Raw genomic sequence first — 16,405 nt, forward strand, 5'->3', positions numbered from 1 at the left:
GTTGCCTTCCTTCATCACCGGGATAGTGTTCCGTTCATCAGGTACGACGACGCAGCCCCGCGCGATGTGAGGTGACGTGCTCCACGTCACAGTTCCGCCCGCTGTCCCGTCGTACCGAACGGGGGCAGAGCGACCGAGGGAGTCGGCGACCACCATGACCAACCCATCCGGGGCCGAGCACAGCCGGCCCGACCCGGACCTGAGCGCGATCATGAGCGAGCGGCACCAGCTGATCAGTCTCACGTACCGCCTCCTGGGCTCACTGACCGAGGCCGAGGACGTGGTGCAGGAGACGTACACCCGCTGGTACGCCCTGTCCGCGGAGCAGCGGGAGGCCATCGAGTCGCCCGGTGGCTGGCTGACGACCGTCGCCAGCCGTATCTGCCTCGACCTGCTCGGTTCGGCGCGGGCGCGCCGGGAGCGCTACGTCGGGGAGTGGGTCCCCGAGCCGCTGCCCGCCGACACGGAGTGGATCAGCGGGCGCTGGGGGGTCGGCGGTACGACGGCCGACCCGGCCGACCGGGTCACCCTCGACGAGTCGATCAACATGGCGTTCCTGGTCGTGCTCGATCTGATGACCCCGGCCGAGCGCGTGGCGTTCATCCTGCACGACGTCTTCCGCTACTCGTTCGCCGAGGTGGCCGAGATCGTCGGCCGGACGCCGACGGCCTGCCGGCAGCTGGCCTCGTCGGCCCGGCGCCGTATCCGTGCCTCGCAGTCCGCCGCGGCCCCGGCGGCGCGGCGCGCCGCCACCGTCCGGGCCTTCAAGCAGGCGTGGGAGGCCAAGGACATCGACGCCCTCATCGGGCTGCTGGCCCCCGGCGCCACCGCGACGGGCGACGGCGGCGGACTCGTGCCGGCGGCCCTGCACCCGGTCGAGGGCGCCGAGGAAGTCGCGCGGTTCTTCGCCGGCCGGATGGACGCGGTGTCCGATGTGACGCTCCTGGAGAGCACGGTCAACGGTCAGCCCGGCCTGGTCGCGCAGGTGGACGGCGTCTCCGTGTCGGTGCTGGCGTTCGACGTGGAGGGCGACCGCGTCAAGCGGATCTGGGCGGTGCTCAACCCCGACAAGCTGCGGCCCTGGCGGGCGTGACCCGCGTACGTCGAGGACGGGGCCGGCCGACGCCGATCGAGGTCGGCCGGCCCCGCCTCACTTCCGGGCCATCAGCAGATACTCGTGCGAGCGGTTCGTCCGCATCGGGTCGCCCTCGTCCTTGACCGGCCAGTCGTACAGGTGGACGCGCTCGTCGCCCAGCGTCAGATGGCGGCCGAGCACCCGCGCGGCGTCCCAGGCCAGCGGGACGAACCGGTCCGCGATGCGCCGGTTCTGGACGGCGACGACCGCGTGGGCGCCCGGTCGCATCACCCGCGCGACGGCCGCGAAGACCTCGTCCAGCGCCGCCAGATAGACGTCGTAGTCGCGCAGCGCGTACAGCTGGCCCGGGTCGGGTGCTTCGAGGTCCAGGTTCGTGCCGAAGTACGGCAGGTCGCACAGGACCAGGTCCACGCTGTCGGGGTCGAGCGGGGGCGTGCGGGCGTCACCGCACAGCATGCGCTGCTCGGGATGGCGTGCGAGGCGTTGCTGTGCCTCCCGCGCGCGGGACGGGTTGATCTCCAGACCGACCCCGAGCCGCCCCTCGGCCGCGCAGGCCACCAGGGTGGTGCCCCACCCGGCGAAGGGGTCGAACACCAGGTCGCCGGGCTTGGTCAATTCCACGATCAACGGGCGCAGTTGACTGACGAGCCCGCCCTGCGCCGCGACCTCCTCCCCGGCGAACTCCGGGTCTTCCTCGCCGAGCACACGCCAACTGGAGATCCCCATGGGGGTCACGCAACCTTTCTGGTGGAGCCGGAATCGGACACGGCCGGTTCGGCCTCGGGCGGCACCGGATGCACCGCGGCAGGCGGCAGCGCGCGCTCCAGGCGCAGCACGCCCAGCGCGGAGCCCGTCGCGCCCGTCGCCAGGAGCAGCCACATCCCGGTGGCCGACACCGACAGCAGGGCGGTGAGCACCGTCGGCGCGAGCGCGATGGGCACCGCCCACGACAGCTGGTAGACCGCGAGATGGCGGCCGCGTGTCTCCTCCGGCGCGGCCTGGGCCACGAGCGCGGAGGCGGTGGCTCCGTGCAGCAGCTCGCCCACGGTGAACAGGGCGGTCGCGGCGAACACACCGGCGATCAGCGCCGCCCCGGTCGACAGGCCGCCGAGCACCGCGAAGGTGACGAAGGACAGCGCGAAGACACCCGCGCCGAGCGCCACGGCACGCGTCCTACGGTATTTGACCAGCAGACGGGTGACCGGGATCTGGAGCACCGCGATGCCGACCGTGTTGACCGCGTACACGATGCCCACCAGCGAGACGGGCGCGTCCAGTTCACGGGTGACGTACACCGGCAGGGCCACGGAGAGCACCATGTACACGAACGCCGTCGGGATGTTCAGGAGCGTCAGGCCGAGGAAGGGACGGTTGCGCGCCACCATCCGGTAGCCGCCCTTGCGGGAGACCCGGCCGCCCGGCGGCGGCGCGGACGCGCCGGGGCGGATGGTGCCGAGCAGCGATGCCGCGATCAGATAGCCGGCGGCCGCGCCGAGTACGACGACGTAGAAACCGGAGTCGCCGAGGGCGAGGGCCGCGCCCGCGAGGAGACCGCCGACGCCCATTCCGGCGTTGCGCAGGCTGCGTTGCAGGGCGAGCAGCTTGTCCCGGTCGGCACCCGACACGATCTCCGCCACGAAGGACTGGATGGCCGGCGGATACGAAGTGTCGCCGAGGGCGACCGGCAGCACCACCGCGAACATGGCCACGCCGTTGTCGACGAACGGGTAGACGCAGAACGCGGCCGCGCGCAGCACATATCCGCCCACCAGCACGGAGCGGGCGCTGAAGCGGTCGATGAGGACGCCGGCGACCGGGTTGCTGACCAGGCCGATCACGGAGGCGGTCGTCACGATGGCGCCGACCTGGGTGAGCGGCAGCCCGGTGACATGGTGGAAGTAGAGCAGCGACAGCGGCACGTACATGCCGCTGCCGGTCGCGTCGACGACCATGCCCAGCATGTACGTGAAGCGGACGGACCTCAGTCTCCCCGTCATGACGCCTCGATCCGCGTCCGCGCGTGGATGCGGTCGCCGAGGGCGCGCAGCCTGCGCTCGCACTCGGCGCGGGTCGGGGCCGAACCCACCGCCGCGGTGAGGAAGTCCGCGGAGCCCGAGGCCGGGGGGATCACCTGGCCTTCCTCGGCGAAGAGCCAGAAGCCCCTCACCCACTCCTCGTCGGGGACGGCGGGCAGCGAGCGCACCAGCCCGGGCCGCTTCATCGTGAGGACCTGCCCCGACATGCAGCGGGGCCGCAGCAGTCCCCGGTCGTCCACGGCGCCCTCGATCGCGGGCAGCGGGAGGCCCGCCTCCGCGCGTGTCACCTGGACGGCGAGCTGGATCCCGAACAGGACCTCGAAGACCTCCCGGATCTTGGCACCGCCCGACCGGGCCGCGATCTCGCACAGCACCAGGCGGTCGTCGGGCGTGTGGAAGACCTCCGCGTGGAAGGCGTGGGTGCGCAGCCGGGAGCCTTCCGGCTTCAGGGCCGCGAGGGTGTGCTCGATCAGCTGGAGCAGGCGGGGGGTGAGCGGGTCGTCGACGTCCAGGGTCAGGTCGACGCGGGGGCCCGGGTCGGTACCGAACGAGGCCAGGTCGTACTGGTACTGGGACGGCCAGGCCGCCACGGTGCGGCCGTCCACGACCAGCCCGTCGACGTGGCACATCCGGCCGGGCACGAAGGCCTCGATCAGCAGGTCGTCCCGTTCGCCGTCCCGGTACGCCCGGTCGAGCGCCGTGTCCAGTGCGTCCTGGTCGGCGATGATGCTCAGCCCGATGGAGTTGTAGCCCGACCGGTTCTTGAGCACCACGGGGAAGCCGTGCGCCGCGGCGAAGTCGCGGGCCTGCGCGGGGGTGCCCGGCACGGTGTGCGGGGCGACCTCGATGCCGGCCCGCCGGGCCAGCCGTTTCATCAGGGCCTTGTCGCGGAACGGCTCGATGTCCGCGCTCCACGCCCCGTCGAGTCCGAGGTGCTCGCGCAGCCGGGCGGCCGCCACGACGTCCGCCTCGTGGTGGGCGACGACGTGGGTGATCCGGTACTTCTCGGCGAGGGCGAGCGCGCGGTCCGGCACGCGCTCGTCGTCGAGGGTGTCGAAGAGTTCGAGGTGGGTGAAGTCGTGGCCGGCGTCGCCCGGGAGCGGCTCACCGGCCGACGCGATCTTGTCGCGGGCGGCGAGGACGACGATGTCCCCGGCGTACGGTGTGCCGCCGTCGAGGCCGGGGGCGTCGCCGTCCAGCCAGCGGCGGTACGGGAAGGGGGCCAGGGGGTTGCGGTGCAGGACGAGGACGCTCATGCCGGGATCACCGTCCGGTCGCTCACCGGCGCCGCCTCGGCCAGGCCGGGCCGCCCGTAGGGGTCCTTGACCCGTATCTTCACGATGTCGCCGATGAGTTCGGCGCCGCGCCGGATCGCGGCGGTGGTGTCCTCGCCGGTGACGGCGACCAGGCCGAGGCGGTCCCAGTTGTCCCGCAGGGGGCGTACCGTCTCGCCGGGCCGCGCGCTGACGCGCACCGCGAGGACGTCGGCCAGCGCCTGCGCCTCGGCCACGCCCTCCACCGCCTCCACGACGTCGCCGGCCCGGCCCACCACCGAGCGCACGGCCGCGCCGCCGTGGGCCTCGGGCCGGTCGGGGAGTTCGCCGGCCAGGCCGAAGGGCGCGCCGAGGGCGAGCTTGATCGTGTCGATGCCGTAGACGCTGTGCACCAGGTCGGTGATGCCGTCACCGGCGATCCGGTTGTGGCTCTCGATGACGCGGGGGCCGTGGGCGCCGATCCGTATCTCGGTGTGGCAGACGCCGTCCCTGATGCCGATCCGGTCCAGGAAGGCGACGACGGCCGTACGGACCCGTTCCTCGACCGTGGTGCCGAGCCGGGCGGGGACCGCGTGGCCCAGCTCGGCGAAGTGGGCGGGGTCGGTGAACTTCTCGGTGACGGCGATGACCACATGGCGCCCGGCGGAGCTGAAGGACTCCACGCTGTACTCCGGGCCGTCGAGGTACTCCTCCATCAGGAAGTCCTGGAGCAGCAGCAGCGTCGAGACCCGGTCCGTCCGGGTGCCCGACAGCCGTCGCACCTCGGCCCAGACCCGGTCGGCGTCGGCGGGCCCGTCCAGGCGGTGCACGCCGATGCCGGCGGTCGCGTCGACGGGCTTCACGATGAAGGGGTAGCCGTGCCGCTCCCCGAAGGCGTCCAGGTCCGCGCGGGCGCGCAGGGGCCGGGCGCGCACCGCGTCGGGGTCGAGCCCGGCGAGGTGCTCGCGCATGACGGCCTTGTCGCGCAGGCGGCGGGTCACCTCGAAGCCGGTGCCGCCCAGGCCGAAGAGGTCGTTGACGCGGGCCGCGTTCTCCAGGCCGGGCTCGGTGATGGAGGTGGCGGCGGCGAAGCCCGGGGAGTCGCGGAGGCGTCGGGCGATCGGCTCGACCAGGTCCCAGCGGGTGTAGTCGACGACCTCCACGTGGTCGGCGAGGCGCTCCTGCTCGGCCGTGACCTTGGTGGGGTGCTGCAGCAGCAGGACACACAGGCCCAGCTGCTTCGCCTTGGCCACTGTCTCGTCGGTGGCGCCGACGAGCAGCAGTGAACGCTCAGGATTCATGGGGGGATTGTGCTCCGTTCCTCTGTGCGGGCTGGGCGGACTGGGCGGACTGGGCCTCGGGCCACCAGCTGAGGTAGCGCTCTCCGGTGTCCGGGAAGAGGGTGACGACCGTGGCGCCGGTGAGGTCGTGCCGGCGGGCGAGTTCCACGCAGCCGTACGCGGCGGCGCCCGAGGAGACGCCGACCAGCAGTCCGCTGGCGGCGGCGATGGCGTGGGTGGTGGCCGCGGCGTCCTCGTCCGCGACGGCGATCACCTCGTCGATGAGGGTGACGTCGGTGACCGGGCTGGTGAATCCACCGTTGAGACCGGGGATGCGGTGCGGTCCCGGCTCACCTCCGGACAGCAGGGGCGAGCCCGCGGGCTCGACGGCCACCACGTTCAGCCCGGGATTGCGCTCGCGCAGGAAGCGGGCGATGCCGGTCAGGGTGCCGCCGGTCCCCACGCTGCACACCAGGTGGTCGACGCGGCCGCCGGTGTCCCGCCAGATCTCGGGGCCCGTCGTCTCGTAGTGGGCGCGTACGTTGTCGGCGTTCCGATGCTGGGCGGCGTACCAGGACCCGGGGGTCGCGGCGTGCAGCTTCTCGGCGACCTCCACGCAACCGGCGAAGCCGAGGGTGTGGTCGGTGAGCTCGATCTCGGCACCCAGCATGCGCAGGGTCAGCAGGCGCTCCTGCGAGGCGTTGTCGGGAAGGACGATCCGGCAGCCGTAGCCACGGGCGGCGGCCAGTGCGGCCAGCGCGATGCCGGTGTTGCCCGAGGTGGACTCGATGACGGTCCCGCCTGGCCGCAGCGCCCCGGCCTCCTCGGCGGCGCGCAGCATGAACAGGGCGGCCCGGTCCTTGACGCTGGACAGCGGGTTCGCCGCCTCCAGTTTGGCCAGCACATGGGCGTCGGACGGCAGTCCGGGCAGGCTCAGCCGCAGCATCGGGGTGTTGCCCACGAGTTCTTCCAGTGAGCCGACGACGCTGCCGGTGGATGTTTCGGTCATGGGAGCCCTCCGGATCCGTACGGGCACATGCACGTCCCGAATCTGCCTGTCCCCGCGAGTGATGACCACGCGGCCCATGGTTCGGGTTGCCGCACTGCGGTGATTGCGGGGGTCGCCCGGCGCTCCGACGCTGACCGGAATCCGTACGTTCGAACGGGAGGTCGAAGACCATTTGAGTACGGGGGTACGTGATGAAGAGTCAGGACGCCGCCGCGACATGCCTGCCCGATCTGCTGGACGCTCAGGCTCTGGCCCGTCCCCATGACATCGCCGTGGTCCACGAGGGCGAGTCGCTCACCTTCCGCGAACTGGCCGACCGGGCCGGGGACGTGGCGCGCCACCTGCACCATCTCGGTGTGGGCCCGGATGTCTGCGTGGGGCTCTTCGTCGAACCCTCGCTCGATCTGGTGATCGGCGCGTGGGGCGTGCTGCGCGCCGGCGGGGCCTATCTCCCGCTCTCTCCCGACTATCCCGAGGAACGCATCCGGCACATCGCGCGGGACGCCCGCGTGGGCGTGGTCCTCACCCAGGAGTCCCTGCGGACCTCGCTCGACCGGTTCCTCGCGGCGGACACCGTCGTCATCACCCTCGACGACGTCGTGGAGTTCGTGAAGGCCCGGTCGGGCGAGCATCCGCCCGAGCTGCCCGACGGCCCGGGCCCCGCCGACCTGGCGTACGTCATCTACACCTCCGGCAGCACCGGCAGACCCAAGGGCGTGGCCATCGAGCACCGCTCGCTCGCGCACCAGATGCGCTGGCTCGCCGATGCCTTCGCGCTCGACGCGGACAAGACCGTGCTGCAGAAGACCCCGATCAGTTTCGACGCCGCCCAGTGGGAGATCCTGGCCGCCGCCTGCGGGAGCCGGGTCGTGGTGGGGTCCGGGGGCATCCACCGCGATCCCGTGCGCGTCGTCGAGGCCGTCACCCGCCATGCCGTGACGACCCTGCAGTGCGTGCCGACCCTCCTCCAGGCCCTCGTCGACACCGACGAACTCGACCGCTGCACCTCGCTCACCCACCTCTTCAGCGGCGGCGAGGCCCTCTCCCGGACGCTCGCGCGGAAACTGACCCGCGCCCTGCCCGGGACCGCCCTGGTCAACCTCTACGGCCCCACCGAGTGCACCATCAACACCTCGGCCCACACCGTCGACCCCGCCGCCCTCGACGAGGGCCCCGAGATCCTGCCGATCGGCCGGCCCGTGACCGGCCTGCGCTATCACATCCTGGACTCCGACGGCCGTCCGGTGGCCGCCGGTGAGACGGGCGAACTGCACATCAGCGGCGTCCAGTTGGCGCGCGGCTATCTGCACCAGCCGGAGCTCACCGCCGAGCGCTTCCGGACCGATCCGGCGGGCGGTGAGCCCGGCCACGACCGGCTGTACCGCACCGGTGACCTGGCCCGCTGGAACCCCGACGGCACCGCCCAGTTCGCGGGCCGGGCCGACAACCAGGTCAAGCTGCGCGGCTTCCGGATCGAGCTGGACGAGATACGCCTGGCCGTCGAGGCCCACGACTGGGTGCGGAACGCGGCCGTGCTGCTGCGCACCGATCCCCTCACCGACGCCCAGAGCCTGGTGGCGTGCGTCGAACTCAGCCCCCGCGAGGCCGCGTTGATGGACCAGGGCGAGTTCGGTGAGCACCATGTGTCGAAGGCGTCCAAGCTCCAGGTCAGGGCCCAGCTGTCGAATCCGGGACTGCGGGACGCGGCCGATCTCGCCGGGCGGCCCACGTTATGTCTGCCCGGCGCCACCGCGACCCCCGAGCAGCGGCGCCGGGCCTTCGCCCGCAAGACGTACCGTTTCTACGAGGGCGGACCACTGACGGTCGACGCCGTGCTGGCGGCGATCGAGCGGCGCACCGAGGGAATCGGTTCACGCCGCCCCGAAGAACTGACCCTGCATCGACTCGGAGTGATTCTGCGCGACTTCGGTCAGCACCTCAGCGAGGAACGGCTGCTGCCGAAGTACGCGTACGCCTCCCCCGGATCCCTCTACGCGGCCCAGCTCTACGTGGAGCTCGCCGGGATCGCCGGCCTGGCGGCGGGCTGCTACTACTACCATCCGGTCCGGCACGAGCTGGTGCTGATCCGCCCTGCCGGAGCGGCCGCCCGCCCGGGGGCGCGGGCCCACTTCATCGGCCGGAGGTCGGCCATCGAGCCGGTGTACAAGAAGAACATCCAGGAGGTCCTGGAGATCGAGGCCGGGCACATGGCGGGCCTGTTCGACGAGGTGCTTCCCGCTCATGGCCTCGCCCTCGCCGAGGCGACGTACGACGACGGTCTCCCCCGGCTGCTGGGCTGTGGCGAGGACGACCACCACCTGGGCTCCTTCGAGCTGGTGCCCTGGACGGCGGCGCACGCGCGGCCGCCCGCGCAGCGCTCCCTCGACATTCATGTGCAGTTCCACCCCGGCAGCGGTGCCGGACTCCCCGGCGGCCAGTACCTCTACCGCGACGGCCGGCTGCACCGCACCGGTGACGAGCTGGTCCTCAAGCGGCATGTGATCGCCATCAACCAGGCCGTGTACGACCGCTCCGGGTTCGGCATCACCCTCGTCAGCCGCGCCGAGGGGGGCGACGAGCGACGGGGCTATCTGGACCTGGGCCGCGAGCTCCAGCATCTGATGATGAACACCGCCGGCCTGGGCTTCATGCCCGCGGGTTACAGCTCGCGCGGCGGGGACGACCTGCCCGCCGCCCGGCGCATGGCGGCGATCCTGCGGGACGCCGGACTCCCCACCGGGCCTTCGTACTTCTGCGTCGGCGGGACGGTCAGCGAGGAGCAGCTCCGCCACGAGGGCATGCACGAGGACCAGGTGCACATGAAGGGGCCGGAGGAGCTGATCAGGGACGATCTGGTCGCGTCACTGCCGGAGTACATGCTGCCCAGCCGGATCCTGGTCCTGCCCGCGCTGCCCCACACCCCCAACGGCAAGCTCGACACCAGGGCCCTCGCCGGGCAGGTCGACGAGGCCGTGGCCCGGGCCCGTCCGGTGGTGGAGCCGCGCGACCGGGTCGAGGCGCGGCTGTGCGGTCTGTGGAAGTCGGCCATGAAGCGGGACTTCGTCTCCGTGCACGACGACTTCTTCCAGCTCGGCGGGAATTCGCTGATCGCGGTGGCCCTGGTCAAGCGGATCAATGAGGCGTTCGGCTGCAACCTGCCGCTGCAACTGCTCTTCGAGGCGACCACGGTGGCGAAGCTGGCCGAGGCGGTGAATGCCAGGGCCGCCGTCGCCGCCTCCCGGATCACCCCGCTGCGCTCCGAGGGCAGCGGACCGCCCGTCTTCTGCTGGCCGGGGCTCGGCGGTGTCACGATGAACCTGCGGCTGCTCGCCGCCCGGGCGCCCGGGGACCGGCCGGTCCACGGCATCCAGTCGTACGGCGTCAACGAGGGCGAGACGCCCTACGCGTCGATCGAGGAGATGGCGGCCGCCGATGTCACGGCGCTGCGACGCGTCCAGCCGGAGGGGCCCTACACGCTGTGGGGCTACTCCTTCGGCGCGCGGGTCGCGTTCGAGGCGGCATGGCAGCTGGAGCGGTCGGGCGAGCGAGTGGAGCAGCTGTTCCTGCTGGCCCCGGGCTCACCACGGGTGACCGACACCCGGCGGACGGCTGCGGGGTCGTCGGGGGCGGCCGGGGCGGCCGGAACCCCGCGCCCGGACACCGGCACGGTCGTGGCCGACTTCGGCGATCCCGTCTTCACCACCCTCCTCTTCTCCGTCTTCGCCGGCACCATCCACGACCCGGCACTCGACGAGTGCCTGCGCCGGTCCGCCGACGCGGAGAGCTTCGCGCGGTTCGTCGAGGGCCGGTTCCCGCAGCTCGATCCCGGGCTGATCCGCCGCGTGGTGGCCGTGGTCCGCCGTACCTATGGATTCACCTACGACCAGGGCGACGTGGGCGACCGGCGGGTCTCGGCGCCCGTCACCGTGTTCCGGGCCCGTGACGACGAGCCCTCCTTCATCGAGCGCACCCCCGGCCGCACCGCGCGGCCGCCCGCTGTGGTCCCGTTGGAGACCGACCACTACGGGGCGCTGCGCGAGCCGGGCGTCGGCGAGCTGGTCAAGGCACTCCAGCGCGCCACACCACGGCCGACCCCCCTCACGACAGCCTCAAGGACAAGGACGCTCCCATGCCTCACGTGACCATTCAGCACTTCCCGAAGTCCCTCACCCCGGAGCAGCGGGCCCGCCTGGTGGAGCGGCTGACGGCCGCCGTGCGGGAGGCGTACGAGGTGGAGGAGCGGGTGATCTCGATCAACCTGGTCCCGGTGGCGCCGGAGGACTGGGACGAGCAGGTCTATCAGCCCGAAATCGCCGCGCACCGCGAGCAGTTGGCGAAGGAGCCGGGCTACTGAGCGGCCTCGCGCGCGCGTTCTGCCGCAGCGCGGCTGGAGTTCCGGGCCAGGATCACTTGATGATCGCCGTCGGGGGTCGCACTGCTGGTACGGTGCGACGGGACCGCATATGACCGGCCGGTAAGCAGGCGTCGGTCATCAGGGGCCGGGGTTCGAGAAACGGGGGAACCATATGCGCGTGCGCCGCTGTCGGCCGGCACCGAGGCTTCGGGCAAGGCATCCGGAACCCGACGACCCGGGCAGCAGACGCCACGGGAGCGGGATCGGCTGACCGGGCGATCCTCCGCCCGGCCCGGCCCATGACCCCGCCGTGGGCCCCGGCCAGATGACCACCCGCCCGGTACGCATCGCGGCGGCCGGATCGTCGTCGAGCCTGTCGTCGCCGTCCAGCGGCGTCCGAGGGAAGTCCGGGGGAAGGCCCTCCCGGAGGCGGCTCGCTCTCCGCACCGCTCCCCCGCTCGGGTCAGTGACGGTGTCGGGGCAAGCCCTTCCCACCCTCCTCGTTCCTCCCCCGGCAGGCTTCCACGCCCCCCTCACAACCCCTGTGCCTCGCCGCCCCGGGCACGGCCCCGCTCCGGCCCCTCTGCCGATCCGGCCACCCCACGCGGGCCGGAAGAACGCAGTCCACGGAAAGGATGACGTCATGAGTGCAGGCAGCAGACAGACGCGGGACGCCCTGTCCCCCGCCGACTCCCCGCTGGAGTCCCTGCTGCGGATCGCCGACGCGCTCAGCAGCCTCAAGCGCTACGCCACCGAGACCGCGGGCCAGTTGATTCTCGCCGAGGGCGCCGACACCGAGGCCGCCGGGACCCCGGGCCGGATCCGGTACATCGAGGGGCAGGGAGCCGTGCAGGAGGCGATCGGTGACGTCCTGTGGGGAGCGCGGCGCGAGATCCTCACGGCCCAGCCGGACGTACCGGGCCCGTTAGCGGCGCTGGACGGGGTCTACTCGGCGGTCCACGACCCCCTGACCCGGGGAGTCGCCCTGCGGACGCTCTTCCAGCACAGTGCCCGGTTCTCCGAACCCACCAAGAAGTACGTCCAGAACGTCACGGCGCACGGCGGCGTGGAGGTGCGCACGCTCCCGGAGTTCTTCGACCGGCTGATCGTCGTCGACGGCGAGGTCGCCCTCATCCCCGGCACCGAACATCCCCACAGCGCGGCGCTGATCCGGGACGCCGCCGTCGTGGCGTTCCTCGGGGACGTCTTCGAGAAGGCGTGGGTGCGGGCCGAGCGGTTCCCCTTCCGTCCGGTGCGCGCGGCGGACGCCGCCCGGGAGGTCGTACCGGATGTGCGGCAGGCCATCAAGGGGCTGCTGATCGAGGGCCGCTCCGACAAGGCGATCGCGCGCCGCCTCGGGATGAGTCTGCGGTCCGTGCAGGGGCACATCGCCTCCCTGCGCGAGCAGTACGGCGCCCAGCACCGCTTTCAGCTCGGCTACCGGATGGCCCGCGGGGAGTACGCCATCACGCACACGGCGCCCACCGATGAAGAGGTCTCCCCTTAAACCTGATTTCGCAGCCCCTCCGGCGTCCCTCCGGCGCCGCTCACCGGTCCCTCTTCGGCCCCTCTTCGGTCCCTCTTCGGCATGACGTGATCGGGAATTGTGCATGGCCGCCACGCCGCAGCCCAGCCTTGACAGCGATCTGTCCGATTAACATACTCACATAATCAAGCATGCGTGGGGGCCGTCGGGGGGTTCGCGGTTGCCATCGCACCGTCGGGGGGATATTCGTGAAGCGTGATGGCCGTCCTCATTTAGCCGGTGCCGGGGACATGGTTTCAGCGCCGAAACCCATCCGCCCTCGCTCTGCCCACCCGGGAGTTCACGGATCCCGTCGGTGTCACCACTCTGTCGCACCGCGATGCCATTTCCTCATCTTCACCCGCTTCGGCATGCCGCGTATTCGCATCACCAATGTTCACGTGAATCATCGCCATACCTTCCCCGCTGCCGAGTCGGAAGAATCAACGCCATGACTGACGTGGAATTCGCCGCGACATCGTTCGACGCACCGTCGGAATTCATCCGGTGGACCGAAGTACCGTCACCAACAATGCAGGAAATGACACCGCCCTTGGTGGAATTCCGCGCGCTGGGCCCCCTGGAGGCCGTGGTCGCCGGCCGGCCGGTGGATCTGGGCGCGCCCAAGCAGCGCAGGCTCCTGGCGCTGCTCGTCAGCCGGGTCGGCCAGCCGGTGCCGGTGGACGTACTGCTGGAGGCCCTGTGGGCGGAGGGCCCGCCGCCCTCGGCGGTGACCTCGCTCCAGGCCTACGTGGCCAATCTGCGCAGGGTGCTGGAACCGGACAGGGCGCCACGCACCCCGACGAAGGTGTTACGGACCAGCGACCGGGGCTACCTGCTGGACGGCCATGTCGTCGAGGTGGACGTCCAGCGGTTCGAGCGGCGCGCCAAGGCGGGATGGCAGGCGTGGAACCGGGGTGATCCGCACGAGGCGCTGAGCGAGTTCGAGGCCGGGTTGGCGTTGTGGCGGGGCGAGGCCTACACGGAGGTGTCCCCCTCGGTGCATGTGGCGGCGGAGGTGGCGCGGCTGGAGGAGTTGCGGCTGTCGGCCGTCGAGGGGCGCTGCGCGGCGCTGCTCGCCGTGGGGGCCCACGAGATGGCGGTCGCCGAGCTGGAGGCCTTCATGCAGGCCCATCCACTGCGCGAATACGGTTGCGAGCTCCTGAGCCTGGCGCTGTACCGGGCCGGCCGGCAGGCCGACGCCCTGGCGGTGCTGCGGACCAACCAGCGGCGGCTGGGCGAGGAACTGGGCATCGACCCGCGACCCGCGCTCCAGCATCTCGAACGCGAGATCCTGAGCCACGCCCCGGCGCTCGACTGGCGTCCGGCGCCGGTCGCCCCGGCCGTGCCGGCGCCGGGCAGGCCGGCGGTGGCGCCGCAGGTCCGGGTGCCCGCCCCGCCGCGCTCGGGCCCGGCCGCGGACACGGAGACCTTCGTCGGCCGCGAGGTGGCCCTGCGCCAGCTGGCCGCGGTGTCCGGCGCGGCGGCGGTCGGCCGGGGGCGGCTGCTGACGGTGTCCGGGGAGCCGGGCATCGGCAAGACCAGTCTGCTGCGGAGGTTCGCCGAACTGGCGCCGGGTGTACCGGTGTTGTGGGGTGCCTGCCCCGGGCATGTCGCCACACCGCCGCTGTGGCCCTGGCGGCAGGTCCTGGGCATGGCGAGTACCCACTGCCCGCACCGTCCGGTGCCCGGCCCGGTGGCCGAGGTGCTCAACGGGGAGACCCGGCAGGCGCCGGCCGGCGCCGACGCGGACGCGGCGACCCTGCGGCAGTTCGAGGCGATCGTCCACTATCTGACCGGCGCGTCCCACGCCACACCGCTGGTGATCGTGCTCGACCACCTGCACCAGGCGGACCCGGATTCCCTGCGGCTGCTGGCCCATCTGGCCGAGTCGGTGCAGGCGAGCCGGCTGCTGGTGGCCGTGTCCTACCGGTCCGACGAGGCGGCGACCCTGGCCGAGACCTCGGCCGCGCTGGCCCGCACGGAGATGACGCGGGTAGAGCTCACCGGCCTGAACGTCACCGAGACCCGGGCCCTGGCGAGCACGATGCTCCAGCGGGAGGTGAGCGGGGCCACCGCCGAGGAACTGCGGTTCCGCACCGGGGGCAATCCGTTCTACCTGCGTGAACTGATCAAGGCGATGGAGAGCGAGGAGCGTCCTGGCCGGGCCCGCACGGCACCGGTGCCACCGGTTCCGGCACCGGTGCGCGAGGTGGTGCTGGGCCGCGTCGCCCGACTCGGCCCGACCGCCGTCGAGTTGCTGTCCGTGGCCTCCATCGCCGGCCGCAGCTTCGCCATCGACGTCGTCGCCGAGGCCTCCTCGATCGAGATCGGCGAGGCGCTGAAGGTCGTCGACACGATCGCCACGGCAGGGCTGATCGGCGAGGACCAGCAGCGGCTCGGCTGGTACTCCTTCACCCACGCCCTGACCGCCGAGGTGCTGTATCAGACCATGGGGCGGCTGCGCCGGGTGCATCTGCTGCGCCGGATCCGCACCGCGGCCCTGCGACCCCGCCGGGGCATCATCTTCAGCGCCGCCAAGTGAGCGTCAAGTCGCGCGCACCGGCCGGAATCCGACGCCGGAGCCCTCGCCGTACGCGGTGAGAGCTCCGGCGTCGCCGGTCCGTACCAAGCCGACGCCAAGCCGCCGAACAGTCCGGCTCAAGTCCCATGGACAACACTGATAGGCGTACGCACCAAAGGAACGATCCAGGTCAAGCCGGACAGGTGCCGGCGCGGAGCACATGGAGGATCGATGTCGGAGACGACCAGGTCGGCAGATCTTCCGAACCACGCGGCCCGGCCGACCAATTCGTTGCCTTCGCACGGCACGGGGGACTGAGGCATATGCCGAAGAGCGACATGTTCCCGCGAACCGAGTGACCACTCCCCTGCCCGGGGCTTCCCTCCCTCACGACGCTGGCCCGCATTCGCGGCCACCGGGTTCGCGGCAACGGAATCGACCATTGAGAGGGACTCGACGAGATACGGGGGAAAACGTGAAGATTCAGGTCTTGGGCACGCTGTGCGCCGAGGTCAACGGGGAATCGATTGTCCCAACGGCCGGTAAACCCCGGCAGATACTGTCCCTGCTCGCCCTCTATCCCGGGCGGGTGGTGCCCGTCTCCACACTCATGGAGGAGCTGTGGGGAAGCAAGCCGCCGCAGAGCGCGCTCGCCACCCTGCAGACCTACATCCTCCAGCTGCGCCGGCACCTCGGCAGCGCCATGGGGCCCGACGCCCCCGGCACGGCCAAGGAGGTGCTCGCCACCCGGCACGGCGGCTACGTGATGGAGATCCCCGCCGAGAGCGTCGACGTGCACACCTACGAACGCATGGTCGCGGAGGGCCGGTCGGCCTTCGAGGCCGGCAACGACGCCGTCGCGGCCGACCGCTTCCGGCAGGCGCTCACCCTGTGGCAGGGACCGGCGCTGGTGGACGTGCGGCTCGGGCCGGTCCTCAAGATCGAGGTCATGCGCCTGGAGGAGAGCCGCCTCGGCACCGTCGAGCGGCGCATCGACGCCGATCTGCGGCTCAGCCGTCACACCGAACTCATTCCGGAACTCACCGAGTTGACGGCGCGTCACCCGCAGCACGAGGGGCTGCACTCACAGGCCATGGTGGCGCTGTACCGGTCGGGGCGGCAGGCGTCGGCGCTGGAGGTCTACCGCAGACTGCGCATCCGGCTGATCGAGGAGCTGGGCGTCGAGCCCTCGCCGCAGGTGCAGCGCCTGCACCAGGCGATGCTCGTCGTCGACCCCCAACTGGACATCGTCGCCGGACCGCGCCGCAGCTCGACGTTCGACCTCTACGCCGCCTGACGCCCCGGAACGGGACCGCGGCCGGACGCGC

11 protein-coding genes are annotated in these 16,405 nt (G+C 71.9%); 6 read left to right on the forward strand and 5 right to left on the reverse strand.

Annotated elements, in window-relative coordinates:
• The first annotated feature begins 154 nt into the window (after nt 1-154).
• Nucleotides 155-1,093, forward strand: coding sequence for an RNA polymerase sigma factor SigJ (gene sigJ, locus ACZ5NW_RS21735; protein WP_468745508.1), 939 nt, complete (start codon nt 155-157; stop codon nt 1,091-1,093).
• 57 nt (nt 1,094-1,150) lie between these two features.
• Here sigJ and ACZ5NW_RS21740 read toward each other — a convergent pair whose 3' ends face one another.
• The 5 genes from ACZ5NW_RS21740 to ACZ5NW_RS21760 are packed head-to-tail and all read right to left on the reverse strand — an operon-like array spanning nt 1,151 to nt 6,674.
• Complete coding sequence (locus ACZ5NW_RS21740) at nt 1,151-1,822, reverse strand: TRM11 family SAM-dependent methyltransferase (RefSeq protein ID WP_468745509.1); 672 nt, start codon at nt 1,820-1,822, stop codon at nt 1,151-1,153.
• 5 nt (nt 1,823-1,827) lie between these two features.
• Nucleotides 1,828-3,093 carry an MFS transporter gene (locus ACZ5NW_RS21745; protein ID WP_468745510.1) on the reverse strand — a complete coding sequence of 422 codons (1,266 nt, stop codon included), beginning with the start codon at nt 3,091-3,093 and terminating at the stop codon, nt 1,828-1,830.
• Nucleotides 3,090-4,388: an ATP-grasp domain-containing protein gene (locus ACZ5NW_RS21750; RefSeq protein ID WP_468745511.1), complete on the reverse strand. Its 1,299-nt coding sequence runs from the start codon at nt 4,386-4,388 to the stop codon at nt 3,090-3,092. Before ACZ5NW_RS21750 ends, ACZ5NW_RS21745 begins: the two co-directional genes overlap by 4 nt.
• Nucleotides 4,385-5,686, reverse strand: coding sequence for an ATP-grasp domain-containing protein (locus ACZ5NW_RS21755; protein WP_468745512.1), 1,302 nt, complete (start codon nt 5,684-5,686; stop codon nt 4,385-4,387). The genes ACZ5NW_RS21750 and ACZ5NW_RS21755 overlap by 4 nt, the downstream gene beginning before the upstream one ends.
• On the reverse strand, nt 5,676-6,674 hold the full coding sequence (locus ACZ5NW_RS21760; RefSeq protein ID WP_468745513.1) for a PLP-dependent cysteine synthase family protein: 999 nt from the start codon (nt 6,672-6,674) through the stop codon (nt 5,676-5,678). Before ACZ5NW_RS21760 ends, ACZ5NW_RS21755 begins: the two co-directional genes overlap by 11 nt.
• Before the next feature lie 191 nt (nt 6,675-6,865).
• On the opposite strand from ACZ5NW_RS21760, the gene ACZ5NW_RS21765 reads away from it, so the two are divergent.
• From ACZ5NW_RS21765 to ACZ5NW_RS21785, 5 genes are all read left to right on the forward strand, one after another.
• Entirely contained in the window at nt 6,866-10,816 is a 3,951-nt protein-coding gene (locus ACZ5NW_RS21765) for an amino acid adenylation domain-containing protein (protein ID WP_468745514.1), read from the forward strand.
• Nucleotides 10,813-11,028, forward strand: coding sequence for a tautomerase family protein (locus tag ACZ5NW_RS21770; RefSeq protein WP_468745515.1), 216 nt, complete (start codon nt 10,813-10,815; stop codon nt 11,026-11,028). Before ACZ5NW_RS21765 ends, ACZ5NW_RS21770 begins: the two co-directional genes overlap by 4 nt.
• A gap of 643 nt (nt 11,029-11,671) precedes the next feature.
• The gene (locus ACZ5NW_RS21775; protein ID WP_468745516.1) at nt 11,672-12,535 is read left to right on the forward strand and encodes a LuxR family transcriptional regulator; all 864 of its coding nucleotides are present in this window, start codon (nt 11,672-11,674) and stop codon (nt 12,533-12,535) included.
• Nucleotides 12,536-13,094: 559 nt separating this feature from the next.
• Entirely contained in the window at nt 13,095-15,098 is a 2,004-nt protein-coding gene (locus tag ACZ5NW_RS21780; protein ID WP_468745517.1) for a BTAD domain-containing putative transcriptional regulator, read from the forward strand.
• A 454-nt stretch (nt 15,099-15,552) separates the two neighbouring features.
• Entirely contained in the window at nt 15,553-16,374 is an 822-nt protein-coding gene (locus tag ACZ5NW_RS21785; protein WP_468745518.1) for an AfsR/SARP family transcriptional regulator, read from the forward strand.
• The last annotated feature ends 31 nt before the right edge of the window (nt 16,375-16,405 follow it).

It is taken from the genome of Streptomyces sp. NPDC032126, from assembly GCF_055580085.1.

Excerpts from the sequence above, each read along its gene's own strand:
- sigJ (WP_468745508.1), top strand. The coding sequence starts at position 155 with ATGACCAACCCATCCGGGGCCGAGCACAGCCGGCCCGACCCGGACCTG.
- ACZ5NW_RS21740 (WP_468745509.1), bottom strand. The coding sequence starts at position 1,822 with ATGGGGATCTCCAGTTGGCGTGTGCTCGGCGAGGAAGACCCGGAGTTC.
- ACZ5NW_RS21745 (WP_468745510.1), bottom strand. The coding sequence starts at position 3,093 with ATGACGGGGAGACTGAGGTCCGTCCGCTTCACGTACATGCTGGGCATG.
- ACZ5NW_RS21750 (WP_468745511.1), bottom strand. The coding sequence starts at position 4,388 with ATGAGCGTCCTCGTCCTGCACCGCAACCCCCTGGCCCCCTTCCCGTAC.
- ACZ5NW_RS21755 (WP_468745512.1), bottom strand. The coding sequence starts at position 5,686 with ATGAATCCTGAGCGTTCACTGCTGCTCGTCGGCGCCACCGACGAGACA.
- ACZ5NW_RS21760 (WP_468745513.1), bottom strand. The coding sequence starts at position 6,674 with ATGACCGAAACATCCACCGGCAGCGTCGTCGGCTCACTGGAAGAACTC.
- ACZ5NW_RS21765 (WP_468745514.1), top strand. The coding sequence starts at position 6,866 with ATGAAGAGTCAGGACGCCGCCGCGACATGCCTGCCCGATCTGCTGGAC.
- ACZ5NW_RS21775 (WP_468745516.1), top strand. The coding sequence starts at position 11,672 with ATGAGTGCAGGCAGCAGACAGACGCGGGACGCCCTGTCCCCCGCCGAC.
- ACZ5NW_RS21780 (WP_468745517.1), top strand. The coding sequence starts at position 13,095 with ATGACACCGCCCTTGGTGGAATTCCGCGCGCTGGGCCCCCTGGAGGCC.